Origin of the sequence: Aeromonas allosaccharophila, assembly GCF_016026615.1 — a bacterium.
Lineage (GTDB): Bacteria > Pseudomonadota > Gammaproteobacteria > Enterobacterales > Aeromonadaceae > Aeromonas > Aeromonas allosaccharophila.
Genome location: NZ_CP065745.1, coordinates 2,199,623 through 2,223,934 on the forward strand (window position 1 = coordinate 2,199,623; position 24,312 = coordinate 2,223,934).

A 24,312-nucleotide genomic window follows, 5' to 3' on the forward strand; every position below is an offset into this window, starting at 1 on the left:
CATGACATTACAGTTGAAATATTCAGACACACTCGGCCTGACGGATCTCTTGACCCAGGCGAATGGCATCCAGCGCAATCATTTTTTCTTCATTGGTCGGAATGACGGCGGCGAATATTGCCGAAGCAGGTGCAGAAATAATCCGGCATCCCATGGCATTGGGTTGTTTATTCAACGCCTCGCTCATGGCGATGCCAAATACCTGCAGCCGTTCGCACACCAGTCTTCTGATAAACGTGGAGTTCTCGCCAATACCGCCGGTGAAAATAACGGCATCCAGTCGGCGCAATGAGGTGGCATGACCGCCAATATGGCGGGCAATACGGTGGACAAAGGCGTGGATCGCCAGTTTCGCCCCAGGGTGCCCTTCGTGATAAGCAGCCTCCAGTACGCGCATATCCGAGGAGAGGCCGGAAATACCGAGCAAACCGGAGTGCTTATTCAATATCCGCTCGATATCCTCGATGGATTGCCCGGTCTTGCTGGCGATATAGGCCAGCGCACCAAAGTCGATATCACCGCTGCGACTGCCCATAATCAGCCCCTCCAGCGGCGTCATCCCCATCGAGGTATCAACGCTCTTGCCATCCTGCACCGCGCAAATAGAGGCGCCATTACCGAGATGAGCGATGACCAGACCGACATCTTTGCCATTCAACCCAAGGAAGGAGACCGCCTGCTCGGCGACATAGCGATGAGAGGTGCCATGGAAGCCATAACGGCGCACACCGTAATCCTGCAAATATTGATAAGGTAGCCCATAGATATAGGCTTCCGGCTTCAAGGTCTGGTGAAAGCCGGTATCAAATACCGCAATTTGGGGCTGTGTCGGAAATAGCTGACGAGCAGCCATCACACCGCTCAAATTGGCGTGGTTGTGCAGCGGGGCCAGTGGCGAGACCTGCCTGATTTTGGCCAGTACCCGCTCGTCAATGATGGCCGCTTCGCTGAACTCATTGCCGCCATGGGCAATGCGATGGCCCACCAGGGTGATGGCATCGAGTAAACCGCGCAGTTTCAGCTCTTCTGCAATCGCCGCCAGTGCGCAGCTATGGTTGTTTTCCGGCAAGGGAGTGGCCGGGTTTTTATCAATTTTCAGCTGGGGATGTTCGGTCTCGATACCATCGGCCATGCCGGAGATCACCACCTCGCAGGTTTTACTATCCAGTACCGAGAATTTGACCGACGAAGAGCCGCAATTGATAACCAGAACCAACGAATCACACTTCATTACATCGCCTCGATATTTATGATGTCGAGTCACTGCAGTCAGAACATATTTACCACTGCGTGGTGGCCAAATAACGGATAGCCTTGCCCTAGGCCCAAATAATTGGGCCAACCAAGAACCGGTTATTACGCGCTTCTGACTACGCCATGCAGACCCCGCCAAGGGGTCAGGGTCTGAATGGCTGGTGACTTGCAGAAAAGGTTTTCAGAACAGCTTGGAAACAATATTCAGGATGGTCAGCACACCGATGATGGTGACAAACACGTTGCTGGCCTGGCCTTTATATTTGGCCAGCGCAGGTGTCTTGTTGACGGCATACATCGGCAGCAGACAGAGCAGGGAAGCGATGATCGGCGCCCCCATTGCCTCAATCAGGTCGAGGATGTTGGGGTTCACATAAGCGACCAGCCAGGTCGAGCCCATGATGAACAACATACTGACCATGTTGAGTTTTTTACTGGAAACCTTGCTCTTGTCGCCCTGGTATCCAAAGCGGAGGATCAGGCCGTTCAACCCTTCCAGCGTCCCCAGATAGTGGCCGAAGAAGGATTTGAAGATGGCAACCAGCGCAATGATGGAAGCGGCATACTCCAGGGTGGTGGCAAATGCAGACTTGCTACCAGCCAGCGAGGAGAAGTGGTTGGCCAGATAGGAGAGCACCGGAATATTCTGGGCCTTGGCTTCCGCCATATTTTGCGGCGACAGGGTAAACAGGCAGCTGAAGGCGAAAAACATCACCACGGCAACCATCAGCATGCTGGCACCGGAGATGATTTTGGAGCAGCGCTTCTCGGTAAAATCGCGACCGAACTCGTGCTCATACTCTTCCCGCTTGGAGACGATGAAAGAGGAAACAATCGGCGAGAAGTTGAAGGAGAAGACCATGATGGAGATGCCAAGCCAGACGGTAACCAGAATACCATCGTGACCAAACATGGATATTTCACTCAGATTGACCTGGTCAAATACCGCACTGTTCCAGTAAGGCACCAGCGACAGGGAGATGATGATCAGGCTGGCGATAAAGGGAAACACCAGATAACTCATCACCTTGACCATCAGATCCTTACCGAAGTAGATCACAAAGGCCATCAATAGCAGAAGTCCAAGAGCAACAACACCCCGATTGAGCGGAACCAGTTGCAGTTGATGTTCCCAGAACGCCATAAAGGTATTGGTAATGGTGACCCCATATATCCAGAGCAGGGGGCAGATGGCAAAGAAATAGAGGAAGGTAATCACCACACCGCCCATCTTGCCAAAATGCTCTTCGACAGTTTCGGTGATATTGGCGGAAGGGTTGCTGCCGGAGAGGCACAATCTGGCAAGAGCCCGGTGACAATAAAATGCGATGGGATAGGCCAATATCATCATAATCAATATCGGGATCAGGCCACCATATCCTGCCCGGATCGGGAAAAATAGTACTCCGGCACCAATTGCCGTACCGAACAGACCCAACCCCCAAGTGGTATCAGATTTACGCCAGGCACGCGTATTCTCTTTACTATTACTGGTCGCAACACTGTCTAATATCATGACTGCATTCCTTACAGGCTAAATTGACGAATATTGTTCTGTTCGATAATTTCAGCAATTCGGGTCAGATCGATGTTGCCACCAGAAATAATGCTGACAGTCTTTTTACCTTCTACATAATGTTTCAGCTTGCCGCTGAGCAGCGCTGCAGAGGCAAGTGCACCCGCCCCTTCCGTAATGATTTTATTGCGCTGGATCATGTCGACCATGCTGTGACGAATATCGTCCTCGGTAACCAGCACAATATCGTCCACCAATTGCTTGACGATTTCGAAGGTCAGTGAACCGGGTCTTGCCACATCACAACCATCTGCCAACGTGCTGCTGGTTCTGTGATTGGTCATGGTACCGGCATAGAAAGAGGCCGCCATACCGTGCACATTCTCGGATTGCACACCGATGACCTTGATAGTCGGATTGATGGATTTGATAGCCATGGCAACGCCAGCAATCAAACCACCGCCACCAATCGGCACTATGATGTTATCGACATCATATAAATCTTCGATAATTTCCAGGCCAATCGTTCCCTGGCCAGCAATCACTTTTTCGTCATCGAAGGGAGGAATAAATACCCGACCTTCCATTTCAACTATTTCACTGACTTTGGCGATGGTATCGTTGAAGCTATTGCCGTGGAGGATCACTTCCGCTGAATAATCACTGGTTGCAGCAATTTTAGATTTGGGGGCGCAGCAGGGCATGACCACCTTGGCGTCGATGCCAAGCATGGCACTGGAGAGCGATACACCTTGAGCATGGTTGCCGGCCGAGCAGGCGACAACACCTTTTTGCCGGTCTTCAAGACTTAATGAACTGAGTTTGTTGAAGGCACCACGGATTTTAAACGATCCGGTACGTTGCATGTTTTCCAGCTTGAGGTAAACCTCGCCATGGCAACGTTCACTGATGTAATTTGAGGGTAGTTGCGCGGTCTTGTATATATGATTGGTCAGTCTTTTTTTGGCTTCAGTAATATCATGAAGACCAATGGGCAGATTGCTATACATCTTCATCGCAAATCTCTTTTTATTTATTAATTTGTAGGGTTTTATTTCACTAGGCGCAGCGATACTAGGTTTTATCACCTGCAATTAATGTGAGCATCAACACAAAAAAACATGCAAAGAGACTAGCTCATTGTGAAATTATCAAAAAATGTGACAACGGCAACACTCGAATCCCAATGGATTAGAAAATATAATCAATCATACTGAAATTATATAATTAACAACTACCAAACAAAGCATTAAAGATTAGATTTATTAATGCAAAAATAGCTCTATCCTTCCGTCCCTATGAGCACAGATATCCTGCTCGCGATGTTTGCACAGCTCGGGGGGTTGGCAAATAAAAAAGGGAGCCGTGATGGCTCCCTTTTCAGCGATGTGAACACCCGCTTATTCTGCGGCGGCGTCATCCTGCTTGTACTTGGCGGCAGTTTCCTTGATCAGGGTCTGCAACTCGCCAGCCTGGAACATCTCGATCATGATGTCACAGCCGCCGATCAGCTCACCCTCAACCCACAGCTGGGGGAAGGTCGGCCAGTTGGCGAATTTTGGCAATTCGGCGCGGATATCCGGATTTTGCAGGATATCAACGTATGCAAACGGCTCGCCGCAGGACATCAGAGCCTGGGAGGCCTGGGCAGAGAAGCCACAGCTGGGTAGCTTGGGGGAGCCCTTCATGTAGATGATGATGGGGTTGTCAGCCAGCTGCTGCTTAATCTTTTCAATAGTTTCCATAGGTGCCTCACTAGAGCGATTTCGGCGGCCATTCTACTGCAATCTTGCCCGAGCACAAACTGACAAAGGGGTGACCCGGTTAGAATTGCGCAAAGAACCCACTCAGGCTTGATCGCGATCATGGCGCCAATCAAGAGTTGTTAGGCCATCTTTGATACTGCTACAATCCCTTGGCTTTGGGCTACCCAGCCCCATCATTTTAAAAACAACTCTTTTCACATATAGAAAAGAGTACGCAATGTCTTGCAACCGTCGCCTTCGCACGGTCCAGCCAATGGAGAGTAGAAAATGGCATTCGAACTTCCCGCTCTGCCCTATGCAATCAACGCTCTGGAACCGCACATCTCCCAGGAAACTCTGGAATATCACCACGGCAAGCACCACAACACCTACGTGGTCAACCTGAACAATCTGGTGCCGGGTACCGAGTTTGAAGGCAAGTCTCTGGAAGAGATCATCAAGACCTCCAACGGCGGCATCTTCAACAACGCCGCCCAGATCTGGAACCACACTTTCTACTGGCACTGCCTCTCCCCGAATGGCGGTGGCGAGCCGACTGGCGCACTGGCTGATGCCATCAACAAGGCATTCGGCTCCTTCGCCGAGTTCAAAGATGCCTTCACCAAATCTGCCATCGGCAACTTCGGTTCCAGCTGGACTTGGCTGGTGAAGAAGGCTGACGGCTCTCTGGCCATCGTCAACACCTCCAACGCCGGTTGCCCGCTGACTGAAGCCGGTACCACTCCGCTGCTGACCGTTGACCTGTGGGAGCACGCCTACTACATCGATTTCCGCAACCTGCGTCCGAAGTACATGGAAACCTTCTGGACCTTGGTGAACTGGGAATTCGTGGCCAAGAACCTGGCTGCCTAATCAGCCTCGCTTGCCAAAACGCCCCGCACTGCGGGGCGTTTTTTTATATCTAGATGGCTGCGGAAATGAGTAAGGCGCCCGCAGGCGCCTTGTCACATATCGGGATGGCCCGTTTACTGGTCCAACTCGTCCATATATTCATCCAGATTGGCATCGTCGGCCTGCTCTTGCTGAGACGCTTTCAGCTCGGTCTGCTTGCCCGTCACCTTGCCCTGGCTGTACTGCAGATAAAAGTCCTTGGTCAGCGCATAGGGGTCAAGGGAGTTGTCGATGATCCGCTCCTGATCGATCAGCTTGGCGCGTGTGCCCAAGCCATCCAGCACCCAATGGGTAACCCTTAGCGGGATTGTCAGCAAGGCATAGGGGAAATAGATGGTATCAATGGTATCGCCAACCAGCTCCCGGGTGGTGGTCGGGCCGTAAACAGGCACCATGATGTAGGCACCGTCACCGATATCGGCCCTGCCCAGCACGGTATCCATCTCCAGCTTGTTGCGCTCGAGGCCGGCATGTTTGGCCACATCGAAGATACCCAGCAGACCGACCGTGCTGTTGAGAGTAAAACGTCCCAGGTTGGTGCCTGCCCCTTTCAAATCACCGGTGATCAGATGGTTCACCATGCTGCTCGGTTCATCAAAGTTGGCTACAAAGTTGGCTATGCCATCCTTCACACCCACTGGCACATAACGGGCATAGCCATGTACCACAGGACGTGCCACATAGGGCTCCAGCACATCATAGTTGACCGCCCACATGGCCCGGTTGGCCCCCTGGAAGGGGTCGCGCGGATCGGCCGCCGTACTGGTGGCCCCCGGATTATTCATGCCGGGATTGAGATCCAGGCTCTCTGGGCCAGGCTTGGGCGGGCCCCCGGCACAGCCAGCCAGCAAGAGGGCTGCCAGTATGGCCCCTGAACGAAGATACATATGATTGTCCTGACGTTTTATTTTGATTTATCAGAAGTATAGATAACCCGGCCCCCATCCAGGGGCCGGGTTATCCAAAGGCATATTAGAGGGCGTGATCGATGCGGATGTCAATCGGAGCAGCAGGGATCTCGGCCGTCTTGACCGGCACGGATACTCCTTCGAAGGCTCCTTCCTTGTTCATCACATTGCCACCGCGCGAGAGACGCGCCTTGAACTGCAGCTCCGGATAGGCCGCCAGCTTGCTGCCTTCCATCATGGCATCGCCATCCCCGAGTGACAGGGTAACAGGCAGGGTTGGCCCTGCGATACGCTTCACGGCGATGGGCATGGGCGGCCCGTTGGGCACCACGGCAAAGACAAAGAGATGGGCATCTTCCGGCAGCTGAATGCCCGCCGCCAACGTGATATGGATGGGGAATTCCCCCTCTTTCACCGCGAGCGGTTGCTCTTCAATTGCGCCCGCTTTGACTGCGCCTGAATTCGTCACCTCGATGCCGCGCTGCTTGAGCTGCGCACGGGCATACTCCATGGAGCGCTCGACCATCACGTAACGGGGGGTACCTTTCTCCATCAGTGGCAACATCGCCTGCCAGCGATCCAGCGCGGTCTGGAAGTCCTCTTTTTGCAGCGCCATAAAGGCATAGACGGAGCGCGCTTCGATATTGTCCGGATCCTGAGCGATAGCAGCCTGCAACAGGGCATCCGCTTGCGCCTCATCCCCCGTCATCATCAGCGCCTGCGCGTAGGGCACCGCCACCAGCGATTTCTGGGGAGCAAGTGTGTAGGCCCGCTCCAGCGCCTCGCTGGCCATTTCAGGATCATTGCCATCCAGCGCCAAGCGCCCCAGCAGCAGCCAGCCGCGGTAGTCATTCGGTTCATCCTTGAGGCGGGTACGCAGTGCCAGCGTGAAATCCAGCAGATCCTGCTCGGTCACCTGGGCATCCCGCTCCACCAAAATGCGGTTGCTCAACTCGCCAAGACGGCTGCTGGCATCTTGCCAGCGACTCACCTCTTGCCAGGAGCCCAACTTGTAGTAGAGCCCCAGGCTCACCACCACCAGCACCAGGACTCCCGGGATCCAGATCAGACTCTTGCCACTGCGGGCGGTCTGCTCCACATCAGGGATATCATCCAAGAGGCTTCGTTGCAGCTCGACCAGCGAATCGGACTCCTCGGCCAAGACACCCTGATCACGCTCTTCACCAATCTCCAGCAGCCGCTGGCGATAGAGCTGTTTGTTGAGCGCCGAGCGACTGATGCTCTGTTTGCCTTCACCACGCCACAGCGGCACGACGAGCGCCAGACTCACCAGCACCAGCAAACCCGCAATCACTATCCAAAAAGCGGTCATTGTTTCTCTTCCTCTTTGAGCAGCTCGGCCAGTCGGCGCTGCTCCTCCTCGCTCAGGGCGTTATCCAGTTGTTTTTTCACCGCAGGAGTCCGGCGGCTGCGCATCACGACCACGGCGCCACCGATCAGGATCACCAGCAGCGGGCCGAGCCAGAGGATCAGGGTGGAGGCCATCAGAGGCGGGTTATAGAGGATAAAGTTGCCGTAGCGGGCCACCATGTAATCCACGATCTCCTCTTTATCCTTGCCCTCGCGCACCATCTGGTAGGTCTTGTCGCGCAAGTCCTTGGCCAGCCCCGCATTGGAGTCGGCGATATCCTGGTTCTGGCACTTGGGGCAGCGCAGCTCCTTGGTCAGTTCGCGAAAGACCTGCTCCTGATTGTCGTTATCGAAGGTGTAGACATCGATAGCGGCCATGGCCGGCGCTTGCACCACCCATCCCAGCAACAGCAGCAGGGAAGCAATAAATACTCTCATCAGGACTCCCCTCACTTCATGGCATCAAAGATGGGTTTGAGGGTCGACGCCCAGTTCTCGGGGTTGATATCCCCCACATGGCGATAGCGGATGATCCCCTTGCTGTCGATAAAGAAGGTTTCCGGCGCGCCATATACCCCGAGATCCAGTCCCAGCATGCCGTCCGGATCATAGAGGTTAACCTGATAGGGGTTGCCCAACTCTGCCAGCCATTTGATCGCCTTGTCGCGCTCATCCTTGTAGTTCATGCCGATGATGGGAATACCCTGCCCCGCCAGTTGTTTGAGGTAGGTGTGCTCGCCATAGCAGGTCGGGCACCAGGTGGCCCAGACGTTGAGCAGCATGGGGCGACCGGTCAGGATGGTGCGATCGTGCTGTTTGTTCAGATCGTAAATGTCCTGCAGGGTGAACACCGGCACCTCTTTGCCCACCATCACGGATTCAAGCTTGGTGGGGTCGGAGTAGAGCCCCTTGAACAGGAACACAGCCCCCAGCAAAAAGACGATAAAGGGGATTAAAAACAACCAGGTCTTTTTGTTCATGCCTTGGCCTCCTCCTCACGACGGCCGAAACGGTAACGCTTGTCGAGCATCGCCAGCACGCCACCGATGGCCATAAAGACGCCGCCGAACCAGATCCAGCGCACGAACGGCTTGTAGTAGATCCGCACCGCCCAGGCTCCGTTGTCGAGCTGTTCCCCCAGCGCCGCATAGAGATCACGGGTGATACCGGCATCGATGGCCGCTTCGGTCATCGGCATCCGGGTCACCTTGTACATCCGCTTCTCGGGCTTGAGCAGGGCGACCTGCTTGCCATTCTTGTGCACTTCCAGCACACCCTTGAAGCCATCGTAGTTGGGGCCGTTCTTCTCTTTGATCCCGGCAAAGACGAACTCGTAATCGGCAAAGTGCACCCGATCACCCGCCTGCATCCGCAGATCCTTCTCGATGCTGTAGTTCTGGGTGCAGGCGATACCTATGATGCTGACTGCCAGCCCCACATGGCCGAGGATCATGGCCCAGTGGCTATTACCCAGCTTGCGCACACCGACTGCAAAGCTGTGCTTGTGGGTCGCCCGCGCCCAGGTCTCCTGCACGCTGGTGACGATGATCCAGGCCCCCAGACCAATCCCTACCGCCGCCCACGGCTTGAAGGTTTCGGCAAAGGCCAGCGGCAACAGCAAGGCTGCAGCCAGACTCAGGATCAGCGCAATCACGACCTTGCTCTTGAGCTCGCCCAGCTCTTGGCGGCGCCAGCGAAACAGCGGGCCAACCCCCAGCAGCAGGGCAAACGGAATGATCAGCCAGCTGTAGATGTGGTTGAAGAAGGGAGTACCAATAGAGATGCTCCCCAGCCCCAGCTCCTTGTGCACCAGCGGCAGCAAGGTGCCGAGCAGCACGGTCAGCAGACCCGCAACCAGCATGATGTTGTTGCAGAGCAGCAGGGTCTCGCGGCTCCACAGCTCGTGTTTGCCGTGGCTCTTCACCTGCGAGCCTTTGAAGGCAAACAGCAGCAAGGATGAGCCGATCACCGCCAGCAGGAAGCCGAGAATAAACAGACCGCGGGTCGGATCGGAGGCAAACGCATGCACCGACACCAGCACGCCGGAGCGTACCAGGAAGGTACCGAGCAGGCTCAGCGAGAAGGCTGAGAGGGCCAGCAGCACGGTCCACGCCTTGAAGGTGGCGCGCTTTTCGCTCACCGCCAGTGAGTGCAGCAGAGCGGTACCCGCCAGCCAGGGCATGAAGGAGGCGTTTTCTACCGGATCCCAGAACCACCAACCGCCCCAGCCGAGCTCGTAGTAGGCCCACCAGGAGCCGAGCACTATGCCCAGGGTCAGGAATACCCAGGCCGCCATGGTCCAGGGGCGCGACCAGCGAGCCCAGGTCGCATCGAGACGTCCGGTCATCAGCGAAGCAATGGCAAAGGCAAACGCCACCGAGAAGCCCACATAACCCATGTAGAGCATCGGCGGATGGAAGATAAGACCCGGATCCTGCAGCAGTGGATTGAGGTCACGGCCATCGACCGGAAAATAGGGCAAGGTGCGGGTGAAGGGATCGGAGGTGAACAGCACGAACGCGGTGAAGCCGACCGAGATCAACCCCAACACGCCGAGTACCCGCGCCACCGCATCGAGCGGCAGACGGCGACTAAACATGGCCACCGCCGCAGTCCAGCCACCCAGGGTCAGTACCCACAGCAGCAGGGAACCTTCGTGGGCACCCCACACCGCCGAGATGCGATAGGCCAGCGGCAGCAGGCTGTTGGAGTTAGTGGCCACATATTGCACGGTGAAGTCGTTATCGATAAAGGCCCAGGTCAGGCAGAGAAACGACAGCAGCAGCAACAAGAACTGGGCATAGGCGAGCGGACGGGCCGCCGACATCATGCCAAGACGCCCCCAACTGGCGCCAAGCAGCGGGTAGCTGCCCAGCAGCAGGGCGGTGGCAAAGGCCAGGATCAGCGCAAACTGACCTAATTCCGGGATCATGAAGGCATTCCTTTCAATTGAACGGTGACAACAGCCGCATCACGCACGGCAGGCAAAGCGAAAAAGGCAACCACCACAGGGATCACTGCTTGGCTCCCTTCAACTGCGCCTCGGAGTACTCCGGCTTGAAGTGCATGCCGTTGGTGGCATCGGCCACTTCCGGCGGCATGTAGTTCTCATCGTGCTTGGCCAGCACCTCGAACGCCTCTACGGTCGTGGCATCCTTGAGGGTCCCCTGGGCAACAATCCCCTGCCCTTCACGGAACAGATCCGGCAGGATGCCGTCAAACTCGACCGTAACCAGATGACCGCCGTTATCCACCAGCTTGAAGGCCACCTTGAGGCTCTGGGGATCCCGCTGCACCGATCCCGGCACCACCAATCCACCGATGCGCAGGCGCTGCCCCTCTTCCGGCTTGATCTTGTCCGGGCCCTTGCCCTCCACCAGCTCGCTCGGGGTATAGAAGAGGTCGATATTCTGACTGAGGGCATAGAGCACCAGCCCGCTGACGGTCGCCAGACCCAGGGTGATGGCCAGAATGATGGTGAGGCGTTTTTTGCGTCTCGGGTTCATAGGGTGTTCTCCATCTGCTGGGCCGCCTTGCGACGGGCCTCACGCGCCTGTTTGCTGCGCAACTCGCCGAGCAGGCTGCGGGTTTTCATGCGGGTAGAAATGATGATGGCGAGCAGGCACACCAGCGTCAGGCCAAAAGAGAGCCAGACATAGAAGGCGTAACCGCCCATCGCCATAAAATCACTGAAAGAGGCAAAGTGCATGCTTACTTCTCCTGCTCTGCAATCTCTTTGACCCAGGGACGATGCCACTCCCGCATCAGGAGTTCATTGCGAAAACGCATCAGGGTCAGGGCCCCGAGAAACGCGGCAAACGCCAGGATCATGATCAGCAGCGGCCAGAGCATCTCGGGTGAAATGGAGGGTTTGTCAAATTTGGTGATGGTAGCCCCCTGATGCAGGGTATTCCACCACTCCACCGAGTAGTGAATGATGGGCAGGTTGATCACCCCCACCAGCGCCAGAATGCCGGCAGCACGGCCAGCAACCACCTTGTCGCTGAAGGCGTTGTAGAGGGCAATCACGCCAAGGTAGAGAAACAGCAGGATCAGCTCGGAGGTGAGCCGTGCATCCCACACCCACCAGGTTCCCCACATCGGCTTGCCCCAGGCGGCACCGGTAAAGAGGGCGATAAAGGTAAAGACGGCGCCGACCGGTGCAATGGCTGCAACCGTCATGTCCGCCATCCGCAGTTGCCACACCAGGCCGATAAAGGCAGCTACCGCCATGGTGGAGTAGGCCCCCATGGAGAGGATGGCGGAAGGCACGTGAATATAGATGATCCGGAACGAATCCCCCTGCTGGTAATCCGCCGGCGCAAACGCGAGACCCCAGACAGTACCGATCACAAACGAGAGCAGACTAATCACCGCAAACCAGGGCAACAGCGTGCCTGCCAGCTGATAGGCCCGCTCCGGTTTGGCATAAGGGTGCAACCATTTCCACATAGCTCACAAAACCTTTTTGTTATTAATCGTTTGGCGAGGCCTACCATACCGACCACGGGGCAGCATCAAATACCCCGAAAGCAATAAGCGGCGCTCTCCTTGATCCATCGCAACATTATTTTTTGCAAAAAGACTCCGTTCGGAGCCAAATTTAGTTCAGCTCACGGCCATCAGTTGAGGCTGACCCGCAACGCCGCCGACACAGCCAGCGGCGTCAGCGTCAAAGCCCCCACCAGCATGGCGGCCAGAATGGCAAGCTGCCCGCCATAGGGCAAGCTCATCCCCGCGGCATCGATGGCGGAGGTGGCAAAAATCAGTACCGGAATATAGAGCGGCAGGATCAGCAGACTGAGCAATACCCCGCCTTTGCGCAGTCCCACCGTCAACGCGACCCCGACCGCGCCGAGCAGGCTCAATACAGGAGTGCCAAGTGCCAGCGTCGCGACGACGGCCAGATAGGTGTTCATATCCAGCGACAGCAAAATCGCCAGCAAGGGAGAGATCAGCAGCAGCGGCAAGCCGGTCAGCAGCCAGTGAGCAACCACTTTCGCCAGCGCCAGCAAGCCCAGCGGGTGCGGCATCAGCATCATCTGCTCCAGCGCGCCATCGGCAAAGTCGTCGCGAAACAGCCTCTCCAGCGACAACATGGCCGCCAATAGCGCCGCCACCCAGATAATCCCCGGGGCAATACGGGCCAGCAGCTTGGGCTCCGGGCCAATCCCTAGCGGAAACAGGGTGATGACAATGAGGAAAAACCAGAGCGGATTGAGAATATCGGAACGCTGGCGCAGGGCCATCAGCAGTTCACGATGAATAAGGTGCATAACAGCGCGCAACATGGCGTTACTCCTGCAATGTCGAGGCGAAGGGGGTCAACGAGATACTCTTCAGCCGTCCCTGCATCAGGGTCAGATCCTGATGGGTGGTGAGGATCACCATGCCGCCCCGTTCGGCGTGGGCCAGAAAGAGCTGCTCGAGCACCTTGACCCCCTGCTTGTCGATGGCCGTAAAGGGCTCATCGAGGATCCAGATCGCCGGTTTTTGTGACAGCCAGAGTCTGGCCAGGGCCACCCGGCGTTGCTGACCGGCAGAGAGTTGCCCGGTCGGGTTCTCCTCAAAACCAGCCAGCCCTACCCGGGCCAATATCTGCCACAAGTCAGTCTCTGTTTGCTGCGGGTGATGCAACTGCTGGTAGAACTTCAGGTTTTCAAAAGGGGTCAGCGCCGCTTTGACACCGGGCTGATGACCGAGATAGAGCAGATTGGCATGATACTCATCACGACAGTGACGAATATTCTCCCCATTCCAGCACACCTCACCGGCAAACGGCTGCGACAGCCCGGTCAACAACCGCAACAAACTGGTCTTGCCGACACCGTTGGGCCCTTCGATTTGCACCAGATCGCCGGGCGCAACAGAGAAAGAGAGGTGTTCAAACAGAGTGCGATCTTCGCGCACGCAGCTCAGATTGTTAACTTGAAGCAGCATGGGGATTTTTTCAGAGAAAATGAAGCGGTCTGCATCTTAACACAGTATTGGAATACGTCTTTTCAAAGATGCAACAATTGAACTGACTGGCGACCGGGATCACAAAGAAAATGCGGTAGAAACAACCCGCTCAACGCAGCTGGGGGGAAAGCGACCAAGCGCCATAAAATTCAGGAAGGCAGTTGCCTTCCTGAATCATCAAGAGCGACCTTTTCGCAACGATATCAAGAGCTCGGCCTCTGCCTTTGGCAACTCGCACTCACTCATGACTTCATCAAGATCGGCGCCCAGTTCGACCATCTTGGCCGCTCGGCTGTAGAGCCTGCGCTCGGGATCCTGCAGGGTCAGCTCTTGCTGGCGATCATTGACCTGCTGCATCGCCCCTTCCACCGACTGCAGACGCTGCCCCATGCCAATGGCACCGGTATGCAGCTCCATCATCTGCTTGCGCAAGCTTTCCAGCTGACCTTGCAGCGTTGCCACACTGGCCTCGGACTCCTGCTTGCTGCGCTTGCTCTTGAACCAGATATAAGAGGCAAACACCAAGGCAATCAGGGACAACCCCAAGGCAACCATCTCGATTATCAAAACATCACCTTACTTATCAGAGGGAACCGATATCTTCCCACTCTTCATCAGAGAGCAGCTTGTTCAAGTCAACCAGGATCAGCAGCTGACCATCACGGTTGCTGACCCCCTGAATAAACTTGGCGCTCTCTTCAGTGCCGACAGCAGGAGCCGCATCGATCTCGGAAGAACGTAGATAAACCACTTCTGCCACGCTGTCGACCATGATGCCGATCACCTGCTTCTCGGCCTCGATGATCACAATGCGGGAGTTTTCACTCACATCACCGGAAGGCAGACCAAAACGGGAACGGGTATCGATGACAGTCACCACATTGCCGCGCAGGTTGATGATCCCCAGTACGTACTCGGGCGCACCCGGCACCGGTGCAATTTCGGTGTAGCGCAACACCTCCTGAACCTGCATCACATTGATGCCGTAGGTTTCGTTTTCCAGTTGGAAGGTTACCCATTGCAGCACTTCATCTTCGGCCAGATTCTGTGCAATATTGCGCTTTTCTGTCATGTTTTTATTCCTTTTATGAAAACGTCTACTGCTAAAACTAGCAATAAAACAGCTCGATTGCAGAAGTTATCAGCGACCTTCTATGTTCACCCCACGCTCCAGCAACAGGAGCAGTTCGCGAACATGTAACAGGGCACACATTTTTTCTTTGACCATGCCAGCCAACCAGGGGCGCTTGCCCTCCTGATGACGCCACTTCACCTGATCACGGTGTAACAATTCGGTCCCTTTCAGGTGATGACACGCCAGCCCCCAAGGGGATTCACCCAACATAATCAGATACTTGTAATCATCCATCTCGAGATGCTGACCCGGCATGACCCATTGGGCCGTATCGACTACATTCATCTTCTGCTCGCGGGAGGTCATGATCCCCTTGTACCAGCCCGGCTGGCCAAACAGGGAGGTGATCTCGCCCAACTGGTGAATCCCGCCAAGCTCGGTCAACGGCACCGCAAACGTCACGCCCGCGACTTCAAAAAAGAGGGCCTGAAACTCTTTGCCGGTATCGATATTTTCCCAGGCAACAGGTTCACTGGCCTCGACCGGAGCAACCTCCAGCGCCGTCTCGGTCAGGATAGTGGTATGAGGCTCTGCAACTTCGGGAGCCAGCACTTCAGCTGGCCATTCCGGCTCCACCGGCAACAGTGACTCTTCCGCGACAATCTCCAGCGGTACGGTGAGTGTTGCTTCCTGGGTGAAAGCATCATTCTCAAACTGGACTTGTCCTACCTGAGCCAGCAACTCACCGAGCTGAGCAAGCCGTGGATCACTTTCGAGGTAAGGTGCAGCGACCACATCGGGGACACTCTGAGGCTGACGTTGCAACTGCAGAACCGGGGCAGATTGAACCTCTTCCACTTCATCCAGCACCAGCGGCTCATCGAGCAGCAGGGAGTGGAAATAGTCATCCATCGCCCGGACTTGAATAGTATCTCTCATGGCGTCACCTCATGAACCCGTTGCCGCTCAAGGGCATCAAGATGGTTGAGCAGCGTTTCGTATGCATAGGTTCCGCGACTCCCGGGAGAATAGATAGACGGGGGGATATGCAGCAAGCTGGCATCCCGAAACTTGGTATCAATCGGAATCACCGCATTCCACACCGAATCACCGTATTGATCCTTGATCGATTTCAAGGTCATCAGAGAGGCACGGGTGCGCTTGTCGAACATGGTCGGGATCACGGTATAACGAAACTTGTCACGCTTGGAACGCTGCATGATCTCGAATGTTTTCATCATCCGCTCCAACCCCTTGAGGGCCAGAAACTCGGTCTGGACAGGCACCAGAATGCGATCGCAGGCAGCCAGCGCGTTGACCATCATCACCCCCAGCACTGGCGGGCAATCGATCAGCACGTAGTCATATTGATCCTGAATACGCAGCAGTGCCCGCTTCAGTACCAATCCCATTCCCTCACGATTGCCCATCACCCGATCAAGGGTCGCAAGGGTAATTGAGGCAGGCAGCAAATGGATATTTTCAAACTTGGTTCTGAGCGTCAGTTTATTGACAAGCTCGGCGGTCGGTTTGACAGCCTGAAACAGCTCATAGAGAGTGCCATCGAGGCGATCGGAATCAAAATCAAGATATGCAGTCAGCGAGGCATGGGGATCGGTGTCAATCAACAGCACCCGCTGGCCACGTTGGGCCAGGATCCCGGCAAGCGAGACCACTGTGGTGGTTTTACCCACTCCACCTTTCTGGTTGGCAACCGTCCAAACAATCACTGTATCAATCCTGCCTTGTTGTTATGCGTATGCCACCACCGGGCAAGGTGATCACCTTTATCTCTCCTGCATCCACCGCTTGCTGTACCGCAGGAACCGGCTCGGCAACCACCGTGGGCGTTGCAACCACAGGCGCCGGCGGCACCCAGGCAAATTTGGAGATAGCGACCACAACCTTGCGATTCTGCAGTCTGCCCTGCTCGCTGCCGTTGTCAGCAAAGGGGGAAAACTCGCCATATGCCTCGAACGCCAGACGCTGGGGCGCAATACCATCGGCGATCAAACCATTGAGTACCGCCTCGGCCCGAGCTGCAGAAAGCGCCCAGTTAGAACGATAAATTTCATTATTTATCTGCTGGTTATCGGTATAACCCCGAACTCTTACATAGTTATCGACCGGTTTGAGAATACTTGAAAGAGTATTAATGACCGGTGCTGCATTTGGCCCCATAAAGGCGCTGCCGCTGCCAAACAACAACCCGGAGCTGAGTTCAACCGTCAGCCAGTTCTCATCTTGCGTCAATTTGACGATACCGGCATCCACCAGCGAGCCCATGCTCTGTTGCAACTGCATATCGAGTTTCGCAAGTGTCGTGCCATCTTGCAGCACTGGCACACCAGAAATGGGTGCAAGTGAAGGAGAGGGGGATGCAGGGCTTTCCAGCAACGAGGGGGATGCAGAGACCGCATTGTCCAGCAGGGAATTGCCCTGCCCCTCAAGCAAACCATGGCTCCCGGGTTGCATGACACTGAACGCCTGACTCATGCCGTCGATCACCGCGCGGTATTTGTCCTTGTTCACCAGCGCAACGGAGTAGAGCACCACAAACAGAGCAAAGATCAGCGTCATATAATCGGCATAGGAGACCAGCCAACGGTCAAGATGCTCGCGACCCTGCAAGTGCAACCGATAGCGCTTGCGCATGGCTACTCTCCTTTCAAATAGGCTCTGAGCCGACGCTCAACCTGCACACCATTTTCACCATGGGCGATGGCCAGTAGCCCTTCCAGGGTCATCTCCTGAAAGAGTGCGTAATGATAGTGAAATGCACGCAATCGGTTGGCGATCGGCAGATAAATGAGGTTGGCAAAGCCCACCCCATAGATGGTTGCCACAAATGCGACTGCGATACCCGCCCCCAGCGCTGACGGATCTTCGAGATGAAACATGGCCTGGATCAGGCCCAGCACGGCACCGATGATGCCGATGGTCGGACTGTATCCCCCCATGGCTTCAAAGACCTTGGCGGCATGTTCATTGCGCTCCTGCTCGATATCGATGTCCGCTTCCAGCAGCATACGGATATCCTCTGTGGATACCCCATCGACAATCATGCCAAGCCCTTGGCGGGTAAAGTTGTCCTCCTCCTGCTCGGCCTGATTTTCAAGGGCCAGCAGCCCTTGCTGGCGTGCAAAGACGGCCCACGACTGCAACCGTTCAGCCTGCGTCGAGAGATCTTGCCGGGGAGGGGTAAAAATCCATAACAACTGGCGCAACGCCAGCAGAATGTACTTGGCAGGAGTCTGCAATGTAACGGCACCGACAGTACCGCCCAGCACGATCAGAAATGCGGGCCCGTCCACCAGCGTCAACAGGGAGCCACCATGCCACAGCTGGGCAATAGCAATAGCCCCCAATGCCAGGAGCAGACCGAGCAAGCCCATGATTAGCGCCCCAACTCAACCAGAATGCGCTGGGCCACCTTGTCCAGAGGAAGTGATTCGCTGGCAATCCCTGCCTTGGCAACCGCTTGGGGCATACCATATACCACGCAGGAAGCCTCATCCTGAGCCCAGATGGTAGAGCCTTGCTCTTTCAGCAGTCTGGCACCATCACGGCCATCGGCGCCCATACCGGTCAACACAATCGCCAGCACCTTGTCGGCATAGGTTTTGGCCGCCGAGGCAAAGGTAATATCTACACAAGGCTTGTAGTTCACCTTGTCGTTGCCATCAATGATACGGATACGGGCACCTGCACCACGCCCTTCCAGCAGCATCTGTTTACCACCAGGCGCCAGATAGGCATGGCCCGGTTTGAGCACATCGCCATCCTCGGCCTCCTTGACGCCAATCTGGCACAAGCCATTGAGACGGGCGGCAAATGCGGCGGTGAAGGTGGCAGGCATATGCTGGATAAGCAGGATGGGATGGGGAAAATCCCCCGGCAACTTGGTCAGCACGTTTTGCAGCGCAACCGGCCCACCGGTAGAAGTACCGATCGCCACCAACTGGTAAGTCTTGCCACTGCGCTTGAATGAGGCGCTTGGCACTGTGCGTTGCAGATCAGACTGACGCTCAGGCATTCTGGGCGCAGTGCTGCCCAGTGGAGCACGAGCAACCGGTTCAGGTGCTTTGGGGCGGGTGGCAGACGTCATCAGGAAGCGCTTGCGGGAGATCTCCTTCACCCGCTGTTGCAACAGTCTGACCGCTTCGTCCTTGTCTCTGGCAATGTCCTCAAACTTCTTGGGCAAAAAGTCGAGGGCACCGGCGTCCAGTGCATCCAGCGTCGCCTTGGCCCCTTCATGGGTCAGGGAGGAGAACATCAGAATGGGAGTCGGACACTTGGCCATGATCTCGCGCACCGCACTGATGCCATCCATCACGGGCATCTCGATGTCCATGGTGATCACATCAGGGCGCAGCGACATCGCCTTGTCCACCGCTTCACGTCCATTCTGGGCCGTGTCGATCACCGTCAGCATGGGATCCTGATTGATGATTTCACTCACCCGACGGCGAAAGAAGCTCGAATCGTCGACAACTAATACCTTGACTGCCATTGTTATTTTTCTAACTCCTTGGGCCTGAGCTATTAATGTCTACGCGCATATGCTTTGAGCAGACTCGGCACATCCAAAATAAGAGCAATCCCGCCATCGCTGGTAATCGTCGCTCCGGCCATCCCCGGCGTACCTTGCAGCAGGTTATCGAGTGGCTTGATCACCACCTCTTCCTGACCAATCAGGCTGTCTACCACAAACCCGATTTGCTGAGTGCCAATCTGCACGATCACCACATGCCCGGTATCCTGACGAGAACGCTTGTTTGAACCACGGATCAACCATTTGTGCAGATAGAAGAGCGGTATCGCCTTCTCGCGCACAATGATGGTGAGCTGGCCATCAACCATGTTGGCCTTTTTCAGGTCCAGATGGAAAATCTCGTTCACACAGCCAAGGGGCAATGCGAAAGTCTGCTCACCCACTTCCACCATCAGGGTTGGCAGGATCGCCAGCGTCAACGGGACCTTGATTTCGAGACGGGTACCTTTCCCCCAGGTGGAGTCGATGTGCACCGAGCCATTAAGGCTGACAATGCTGGTTTTAACCACGTCCATCCCGACGCCACGACCAGATATGTCCGAGATCTCGGCCTTGGTTGAAAAGCCCGGGGCAAAGATCAGGTTATAGGCATCGTTGTCGCTCATGCGAGCTGCAGTATCTGCATCCAGAACGCCGCGACTAATTGCGATGGACTTGAGCTTCTCCGGGTCCATCCCTGCGCCATCGTCCTCAATGCAAAGCAGGATATGGTCACCTTGCTGTGAGGCGCTAAGGGTAATCGTCCCTTGCCGCGGTTTGCCCGCTTTCTCCCGCACATCCGGCATTTCTACCCCGTGATCGCAGGAGTTACGAACAAGGTGGACCAGAGGATCGGCAAGCGCCTCCACCAGGTTTTTATCAAGATCTGTCTCCTCCCCCACCATCACCAGCTCAATATCTTTCTTGAGGGTCCTGGCCAGGTCACGCACAACGCGAGGGAAACGACCAAACACTTTCTTGATGGGCTGCATGCGGGTTTTCATCACCGCACCTTGCAGGTCAGCCGTTACCACATCCAGATTGGCAACAGCCTTTGACATCTCTTCATCATTGCTGGCGATACCAAGGCTAACCAAGCGGTTACGTACCAGTACCAGCTCACCCACCATATTCATGATGACATCGAGGGTCTTGGTATCCACCCGAACGGTGGTATCGCTCTGTACCGCACTGCTTTCAGCTGGCGCTGGTGCCGCCTTGGCTGCGGGAGCGGGTGCCTTGGCTGCTTCTGCGGGTTTTGCCGGTGCTGCCGGTGCGGGTTTCGCTACAGGGGCTGCCGGTTTGGGCGGCGTCACCGCGGCAGGTGCGGCAGGTGCGGCAGGTGCGGCAGGTGCCATCGTACTCTGCGGCCCCTGGCCGCGACCATGCAATTCATCAAGCAGACGCTCAAACTCATCATCATCGATAAGCTCGTCCACCTCTTTTTGCACGGACTTCAAGGGGTTAACCTCTGGCGCCCCCATGTGCTGGCCCTGACCATGAAGCTGATCCAGCAAGGCCTCAAACTCATCATCGGTAATATCACCAGAGCCGCCAATAACAGGAGGGGCTGTAGTCGTTTTGGTGGGTGTACCACCCACGCCATGAAGTTCATCCAGCAGACGCTCGAATTCATCCGCAGAAATCTCGTCGATCGATCCACCACCATTGACAGGTGCTGGCTCACTGCTGACGATGACGGGCTCGACAATTTCGGGGATAACCTCGACGATCGGCGCAACAGATTCCGGCTCGGCGGCACCAGCAGAGCTGGTAGCAGTACGCAACTGCTCTTCACCTTCAGGCTTGCACAGCTCATGGAGATCATGAAGCAAATCATCCGACGCAGGGCTAGGCGCTTCGCGATTTTGAACTTGGGTGAACATGACATTGATGGCATCCAGCGCTTGCAGGATCACATCCATCAGCTCGGCGGTCACGGTTCGCTTGCCATTGCGCAAGATGTCGAACACGTTTTCCGCACCGTGACACACATCAACCAGTTCACCGAGCGACAGGAAGCCTGCCCCCCCTTTCACAGTATGGAAACCGCGAAAGATGGCGTTCAACAGGTTCTTGTCATCGGGCCGCTTTTCCAAGTCGACCAGTTGTTCAGACAACTGTTCCAATATTTCGGATGCTTCGACCAGAAAGTCTTGCAGTATGTCTTCATCAACTTCGAAGGCCATGCGTCACTCCATTAGAATCCCAGGCTAGACAGCAGATCGTCCACATCATCCTGACCATTAACCACATCGGCGCGAGCCTCGGGGTTCATAATAGGGCCCTCTGCTTCAATCCCGCTGACAGGAAGAGTACGAGTTGAATGCTCAGCAGAAGCCTCACCAAACATGGTCAGCATTTCTATTAATTTTGTTTCAACTTCCTGAACAAGCTTGATGACCTTGCGGATCATCTGGCCTGTCAAATCCTGAAAATCTTGCGCCATCAGGATTTCTGTCAGCAGTTGCCGTAATTTATCGGCATCAGACTCCGAAGCCTTAATAAAATCATCAAGTTGATGACATAAAGCTTTGAACTGTCCCACGCTCATGTCACGGGACATCAAGGCATTCCAGTTCGGCATCACCAGCTGGATATTGTCATTCAGGCGATCCGCTATCGGTAAACTGGCTTCCACCGCATCCATGGTGCGATTGGCCGCCTTGTCGGTCATATCGATAACGTAGCTCAAACGTTCCCGTGCATCGGGAATGTCATGAGTAGCCAAGTCAGGAATACGGGGGTCAATGCGAAATTCTTGAAGTGAATCATGCAGTTGTCGGGTCAGCTTACCTACTTTTTCAAACAGATCAGCTGCGTTGGGGGCACATACTTCGGCAAGCAGTTCATCGGCCAGCTCAAATTCGCCTTGCTCCAGATGAGCAACAAGCATCCTTGCCTGGTCGAGCGAAATCATTGCTCTCGTTTTGGCCATCATCCCTGCAGCTCCTTAGCCAATTCGTTCGAAAATTTTGTCGAGTTTTTCTTTGAGCGTTGCTGCAGTGAAGGGCTTGACGATGTAACCGTTGACGCCAGCTTGAGCGGCCTCGATGATCTGCTCGCGTTTGGCTTCAGCCGTTACCATCAGAACCGGCAGATGCTTGAGCTTCTCATCGACGCGAATAGCTTTAAGCAGGTCAATACCTTGCATGCCTGGCATGTTCCAGTCGGTAACCACAAACTGAAAATCACCATTTTTCAGCATCGGCAGCGCTGTATTGCCGTCATCCGCCTCATGGGTGTTGTTGAATCCCAAGTCGCGCAGCAAGTTCTTGATAATCCGGCGCATCGTTGAAAAATCGTCAACAATGAGGATTTTCATGTTCTTGTCCAAAATTCCCTCCTAAATAGCCACCAGAGTGGCTCACTTACATGATGCTAAAAACGGGTTGTGTCGTGCGGATTATGCCTTAGAGTTTCATCTCAGTGTAGCCAGTACAAACACTTATAGATGCCAATCTCTCAAACGAGCTCGCAATCTGTGCATCGCCTGACTGTGGATCTGGCTCACACGCGACTCGCTCACATTCAAAACCTCGCCAATTTCACGCAAATTCAGCTCTTCATCGTAGTAAAGAGAGAGAACCAGAGCTTCTCTCTCGGGTAAGCGACCAATTTGCTCCGCTAATTGAATTTGAAATCGCTCGGCAGCCAATTCATCGAATCCGGAGCCTGACGGGGCATCATCGGGATTACCGATGACATCCTCGCTGACACCCAAATCCTCGATGCCGATGATCTTGCCGCAAGAGACATCCTGCAACATCACGTGGTAATCGGTGATGGAGACCCCCATCTCGGCGGCAACCTCGGTATCCCGCGCGTCACGCCCATGAGCCTGTTCGACATTCTCGATCGCTTCTGCGATAGCCCGGCTGTTGCGATGCACTGAGCGGGGCACCCAGTCACCACGCCGGATCTCGTCCAGCATGGCACCACGGATGCGGATCCCGGCATACGTCTCGAAACTGGCACCCTTGCTGCCGTCAAAGTTACGGGAGGCTTCAAGCAGCCCAATCATACCTGCCTGGATCAGGTCATCCAGCAAGACACTGCTGGGCAGGCGAGCCAACAAATGCTGGGCAATCCGCTTGACCAGGGGAGCATGACGCTCCACCAGCACGTAGGAATCCTGATGACGCAAGTACGCTTGGGCTTTATTCACGGGAACCTTCCTGTGTTGTGGCCGGTTTCTGCAACAAATTTTCCAGGAAAAACTCCAGATGGCCGCCCGGCTGGTTGGGAACCGGCCAGCTCGCCGCCTTGTTGGCAAGGGCCCGGAACGCCAGCGCGGCCGGCGACTTGGGAAACGCCTCGACAATCAATTTTTGCTTGCGCACGGCGGCGCGCAGATTGGTGTCATAAGGCACACAGGCAACCAGCTCCAGCGAGGTGTCGAGGAAACGATCCGTGACCCGGGTCAGCTTGGCAAAGAGCTCCTGCCCCTCGCGCAGGCTGCGCACCATATTGGCCACCACCTTGAAGCGGAACACGCCGTGATCCTTGGAGAGGATCTTGATGAGTGCGTAAGCATCTGTAATGGAGGTTGGCTCGTCACAGACCACCACCATGATGTCCTGAGCGGCACGAGTGAAGCTCAGCACCATGTCGGAGATACCCGCCGCCGTATCCACCATCAGAATGTCGACCTGGGTCTTCATCTCGCTGAAGGCGCGGATAAGCTCGGCATGCTGCACCGGCGAAAGCTCGACCATCGACTGGGTGCCCGAGGTCGCAGGCACAATCATCATGCCGTAGGGACCCTCGACGATGATGTCGTCGATGGTGCATTCACCAGCCAGCACGTGAGAGAGGTTGCGATGAACCCGCAGCCCCAGCATGACGTCGACGTTCGCCAGACCCAGGTCGGCATCCAGTACCATCACCCGCTTGCCTTGGGCTGCCATGGCTCCAGCCACGTTCAGGGTCACGTTGGTTTTGCCCACGCCACCTTTGCCACCGGACACGGCGATTACTTTTACTCGATTGTTTTGACGCATTTTGCGCAGACCACTCGCCTGATCCATATACAT

27 protein-coding genes are annotated in these 24,312 nt (G+C 55.4%); 1 reads left to right on the forward strand and 26 read right to left on the reverse strand.

What is annotated here, in order from left to right:
- Window positions 1-22 precede the first annotated feature (22 nt).
- From tdcD to I6G90_RS09765, 4 genes are all read right to left on the reverse strand, one after another.
- Window positions 23-1,231, reverse strand: coding sequence for a propionate kinase (tdcD, locus tag I6G90_RS09750; protein ID WP_197931060.1), 1,209 nt, complete (start codon window positions 1,229-1,231; stop codon window positions 23-25).
- A gap of 204 nt (window positions 1,232-1,435) precedes the next feature.
- On the reverse strand, window positions 1,436-2,770 hold the full coding sequence (gene tdcC, locus I6G90_RS09755; RefSeq protein WP_197931061.1) for a threonine/serine transporter TdcC: 1,335 nt from the start codon (window positions 2,768-2,770) through the stop codon (window positions 1,436-1,438).
- A gap of 11 nt (window positions 2,771-2,781) precedes the next feature.
- Complete coding sequence (gene tdcB, locus I6G90_RS09760) at window positions 2,782-3,786, reverse strand: bifunctional threonine ammonia-lyase/L-serine ammonia-lyase TdcB (protein ID WP_042656214.1); 1,005 nt, start codon at window positions 3,784-3,786, stop codon at window positions 2,782-2,784.
- Window positions 3,787-4,170: 384 nt separating this feature from the next.
- On the reverse strand, window positions 4,171-4,515 hold the full coding sequence (locus I6G90_RS09765) for a Grx4 family monothiol glutaredoxin (protein ID WP_042658726.1): 345 nt from the start codon (window positions 4,513-4,515) through the stop codon (window positions 4,171-4,173).
- A gap of 288 nt (window positions 4,516-4,803) precedes the next feature.
- Between I6G90_RS09765 and sodB the strand changes: the two genes are divergently transcribed.
- Entirely contained in the window at window positions 4,804-5,388 is a 585-nt protein-coding gene (sodB, locus tag I6G90_RS09770) for a superoxide dismutase [Fe] (protein ID WP_075111992.1), read from the forward strand.
- Between the two features lie 113 nt (window positions 5,389-5,501).
- On the opposite strand, the gene I6G90_RS09775 is transcribed toward sodB, so the two are convergent.
- The 22 genes from I6G90_RS09775 to I6G90_RS09880 all read right to left on the reverse strand — a co-directional run bounded on the left by I6G90_RS09775 (window position 5,502) and on the right by I6G90_RS09880 (window position 24,312).
- Window positions 5,502-6,314, reverse strand: coding sequence for an MlaA family lipoprotein (locus I6G90_RS09775; protein ID WP_058052855.1), 813 nt, complete (start codon window positions 6,312-6,314; stop codon window positions 5,502-5,504).
- Between the two features lie 85 nt (window positions 6,315-6,399).
- A complete protein-coding gene (ccmI, locus tag I6G90_RS09780; protein WP_197931063.1) occupies window positions 6,400-7,668 on the reverse strand; it encodes a c-type cytochrome biogenesis protein CcmI in 1,269 nt (422 codons plus the stop codon).
- Window positions 7,665-8,144 (reverse strand): cytochrome c-type biogenesis protein, encoded by a 480-nt coding sequence (locus tag I6G90_RS09785; protein ID WP_197931065.1) that lies wholly within the window; start codon window positions 8,142-8,144, stop codon window positions 7,665-7,667. The genes ccmI and I6G90_RS09785 overlap by 4 nt, the downstream gene beginning before the upstream one ends.
- A gap of 11 nt (window positions 8,145-8,155) precedes the next feature.
- Window positions 8,156-8,686 (reverse strand): DsbE family thiol:disulfide interchange protein, encoded by a 531-nt coding sequence (locus I6G90_RS09790; RefSeq protein ID WP_197931066.1) that lies wholly within the window; start codon window positions 8,684-8,686, stop codon window positions 8,156-8,158.
- Complete coding sequence (locus I6G90_RS09795) at window positions 8,683-10,638, reverse strand: heme lyase CcmF/NrfE family subunit (RefSeq protein ID WP_197931067.1); 1,956 nt, start codon at window positions 10,636-10,638, stop codon at window positions 8,683-8,685. The genes I6G90_RS09790 and I6G90_RS09795 overlap by 4 nt, the downstream gene beginning before the upstream one ends.
- 82 nt (window positions 10,639-10,720) lie before the next feature.
- Window positions 10,721-11,212 (reverse strand): cytochrome c maturation protein CcmE, encoded by a 492-nt coding sequence (gene ccmE / locus I6G90_RS09800; RefSeq protein WP_042658721.1) that lies wholly within the window; start codon window positions 11,210-11,212, stop codon window positions 10,721-10,723.
- Entirely contained in the window at window positions 11,209-11,415 is a 207-nt protein-coding gene (gene ccmD / locus I6G90_RS09805) for a heme exporter protein CcmD (RefSeq protein ID WP_197931068.1), read from the reverse strand. The genes ccmE and ccmD overlap by 4 nt, the downstream gene beginning before the upstream one ends.
- A 2-nt stretch (window positions 11,416-11,417) precedes the next feature.
- Window positions 11,418-12,158 carry a heme ABC transporter permease gene (locus I6G90_RS09810; RefSeq protein ID WP_005334687.1) on the reverse strand — a complete coding sequence of 247 codons (741 nt, stop codon included), beginning with the start codon at window positions 12,156-12,158 and terminating at the stop codon, window positions 11,418-11,420.
- 170 nt (window positions 12,159-12,328) lie between these two features.
- Window positions 12,329-12,997 carry a heme exporter protein CcmB gene (gene ccmB, locus I6G90_RS09815; protein WP_005353658.1) on the reverse strand — a complete coding sequence of 223 codons (669 nt, stop codon included), beginning with the start codon at window positions 12,995-12,997 and terminating at the stop codon, window positions 12,329-12,331.
- Between the two features lie 4 nt (window positions 12,998-13,001).
- A complete protein-coding gene (ccmA, locus tag I6G90_RS09820; protein WP_197931069.1) occupies window positions 13,002-13,646 on the reverse strand; it encodes a cytochrome c biogenesis heme-transporting ATPase CcmA in 645 nt (214 codons plus the stop codon).
- Window positions 13,647-13,844: 198 nt separating this feature from the next.
- Entirely contained in the window at window positions 13,845-14,222 is a 378-nt protein-coding gene (locus I6G90_RS09825; RefSeq protein ID WP_042011720.1) for a DUF2802 domain-containing protein, read from the reverse strand.
- A 28-nt stretch (window positions 14,223-14,250) separates the two neighbouring features.
- Window positions 14,251-14,739 (reverse strand): chemotaxis protein CheW, encoded by a 489-nt coding sequence (locus I6G90_RS09830; protein ID WP_005298836.1) that lies wholly within the window; start codon window positions 14,737-14,739, stop codon window positions 14,251-14,253.
- Window positions 14,740-14,808: 69 nt separating this feature from the next.
- Window positions 14,809-15,681, reverse strand: a complete 873-nt coding sequence (locus I6G90_RS09835; protein WP_197931070.1) for a chemotaxis protein CheW — start codon at window positions 15,679-15,681, stop codon at window positions 14,809-14,811.
- The gene (locus tag I6G90_RS09840; protein ID WP_042060512.1) at window positions 15,678-16,472 is read right to left on the reverse strand and encodes a ParA family protein; all 795 of its coding nucleotides are present in this window, start codon (window positions 16,470-16,472) and stop codon (window positions 15,678-15,680) included. Before I6G90_RS09840 ends, I6G90_RS09835 begins: the two co-directional genes overlap by 4 nt.
- A gap of 4 nt (window positions 16,473-16,476) precedes the next feature.
- On the reverse strand, window positions 16,477-17,397 hold the full coding sequence (locus I6G90_RS09845; RefSeq protein WP_042658717.1) for a flagellar motor protein MotB: 921 nt from the start codon (window positions 17,395-17,397) through the stop codon (window positions 16,477-16,479).
- 2 nt (window positions 17,398-17,399) lie between these two features.
- On the reverse strand, window positions 17,400-18,137 hold the full coding sequence (locus I6G90_RS09850) for a flagellar motor protein (RefSeq protein WP_197931071.1): 738 nt from the start codon (window positions 18,135-18,137) through the stop codon (window positions 17,400-17,402).
- Window positions 18,138-18,139: 2 nt separating this feature from the next.
- Complete coding sequence (locus I6G90_RS09855) at window positions 18,140-19,255, reverse strand: protein-glutamate methylesterase/protein-glutamine glutaminase (protein WP_197931076.1); 1,116 nt, start codon at window positions 19,253-19,255, stop codon at window positions 18,140-18,142.
- Between the two features lie 32 nt (window positions 19,256-19,287).
- A complete protein-coding gene (locus tag I6G90_RS09860; RefSeq protein ID WP_197931078.1) occupies window positions 19,288-21,465 on the reverse strand; it encodes a chemotaxis protein CheA in 2,178 nt (725 codons plus the stop codon).
- An 11-nt stretch (window positions 21,466-21,476) separates the two neighbouring features.
- Complete coding sequence (locus tag I6G90_RS09865; protein WP_042060525.1) at window positions 21,477-22,217, reverse strand: protein phosphatase CheZ; 741 nt, start codon at window positions 22,215-22,217, stop codon at window positions 21,477-21,479.
- A gap of 12 nt (window positions 22,218-22,229) precedes the next feature.
- Window positions 22,230-22,601 carry a chemotaxis response regulator CheY gene (gene cheY, locus I6G90_RS09870; protein WP_005334709.1) on the reverse strand — a complete coding sequence of 124 codons (372 nt, stop codon included), beginning with the start codon at window positions 22,599-22,601 and terminating at the stop codon, window positions 22,230-22,232.
- Between the two features lie 123 nt (window positions 22,602-22,724).
- Window positions 22,725-23,444: an RNA polymerase sigma factor FliA gene (locus I6G90_RS09875; protein ID WP_197931080.1), complete on the reverse strand. Its 720-nt coding sequence runs from the start codon at window positions 23,442-23,444 to the stop codon at window positions 22,725-22,727.
- Entirely contained in the window at window positions 23,437-24,312 is an 876-nt protein-coding gene (locus I6G90_RS09880) for a MinD/ParA family protein (RefSeq protein ID WP_042011658.1), read from the reverse strand. The genes I6G90_RS09875 and I6G90_RS09880 overlap by 8 nt, the downstream gene beginning before the upstream one ends.

Bases quoted from the DNA above. Each gene is read 5' to 3' on its own strand.
- I6G90_RS09880 (WP_042011658.1), bottom strand. From the start codon at position 24,312: ATGTATATGGATCAGGCGAGTGGTCTGCGCAAAATGCGTCAAAACAAT.
- ccmA (WP_197931069.1), bottom strand. From the start codon at position 13,646: ATGCTGCTTCAAGTTAACAATCTGAGCTGCGTGCGCGAAGATCGCACT.
- I6G90_RS09795 (WP_197931067.1), bottom strand. From the start codon at position 10,638: ATGATCCCGGAATTAGGTCAGTTTGCGCTGATCCTGGCCTTTGCCACC.
- ccmI (WP_197931063.1), bottom strand. From the start codon at position 7,668: ATGACCGCTTTTTGGATAGTGATTGCGGGTTTGCTGGTGCTGGTGAGT.
- tdcC (WP_197931061.1), bottom strand. From the start codon at position 2,770: ATGATATTAGACAGTGTTGCGACCAGTAATAGTAAAGAGAATACGCGT.
- I6G90_RS09790 (WP_197931066.1), bottom strand. From the start codon at position 8,686: ATGAACAAAAAGACCTGGTTGTTTTTAATCCCCTTTATCGTCTTTTTG.
- I6G90_RS09850 (WP_197931071.1), bottom strand. From the start codon at position 18,137: ATGGGCTTGCTCGGTCTGCTCCTGGCATTGGGGGCTATTGCTATTGCC.
- tdcB (WP_042656214.1), bottom strand. From the start codon at position 3,786: ATGAAGATGTATAGCAATCTGCCCATTGGTCTTCATGATATTACTGAA.
- cheY (WP_005334709.1), bottom strand. From the start codon at position 22,601: ATGAAAATCCTCATTGTTGACGATTTTTCAACGATGCGCCGGATTATC.
- tdcD (WP_197931060.1), bottom strand. From the start codon at position 1,231: ATGAAGTGTGATTCGTTGGTTCTGGTTATCAATTGCGGCTCTTCGTCG.
- I6G90_RS09825 (WP_042011720.1), bottom strand. From the start codon at position 14,222: ATGGTTGCCTTGGGGTTGTCCCTGATTGCCTTGGTGTTTGCCTCTTAT.
- ccmD (WP_197931068.1), bottom strand. From the start codon at position 11,415: ATGCACTTTGCCTCTTTCAGTGATTTTATGGCGATGGGCGGTTACGCC.
- ccmE (WP_042658721.1), bottom strand. From the start codon at position 11,212: ATGAACCCGAGACGCAAAAAACGCCTCACCATCATTCTGGCCATCACC.
- I6G90_RS09860 (WP_197931078.1), bottom strand. From the start codon at position 21,465: ATGGCCTTCGAAGTTGATGAAGACATACTGCAAGACTTTCTGGTCGAA.
- I6G90_RS09835 (WP_197931070.1), bottom strand. From the start codon at position 15,681: ATGAGAGATACTATTCAAGTCCGGGCGATGGATGACTATTTCCACTCC.
- I6G90_RS09775 (WP_058052855.1), bottom strand. From the start codon at position 6,314: ATGTATCTTCGTTCAGGGGCCATACTGGCAGCCCTCTTGCTGGCTGGC.
- I6G90_RS09785 (WP_197931065.1), bottom strand. From the start codon at position 8,144: ATGAGAGTATTTATTGCTTCCCTGCTGCTGTTGCTGGGATGGGTGGTG.
- I6G90_RS09765 (WP_042658726.1), bottom strand. From the start codon at position 4,515: ATGGAAACTATTGAAAAGATTAAGCAGCAGCTGGCTGACAACCCCATC.
- I6G90_RS09810 (WP_005334687.1), bottom strand. From the start codon at position 12,158: ATGTGGAAATGGTTGCACCCTTATGCCAAACCGGAGCGGGCCTATCAG.
- ccmB (WP_005353658.1), bottom strand. From the start codon at position 12,997: ATGTTGCGCGCTGTTATGCACCTTATTCATCGTGAACTGCTGATGGCC.
- I6G90_RS09830 (WP_005298836.1), bottom strand. From the start codon at position 14,739: ATGACAGAAAAGCGCAATATTGCACAGAATCTGGCCGAAGATGAAGTG.
- sodB (WP_075111992.1), top strand. From the start codon at position 4,804: ATGGCATTCGAACTTCCCGCTCTGCCCTATGCAATCAACGCTCTGGAA.
- I6G90_RS09845 (WP_042658717.1), bottom strand. From the start codon at position 17,397: ATGCGCAAGCGCTATCGGTTGCACTTGCAGGGTCGCGAGCATCTTGAC.
- I6G90_RS09865 (WP_042060525.1), bottom strand. From the start codon at position 22,217: ATGATGGCCAAAACGAGAGCAATGATTTCGCTCGACCAGGCAAGGATG.
- I6G90_RS09855 (WP_197931076.1), bottom strand. From the start codon at position 19,255: ATGGCAGTCAAGGTATTAGTTGTCGACGATTCGAGCTTCTTTCGCCGT.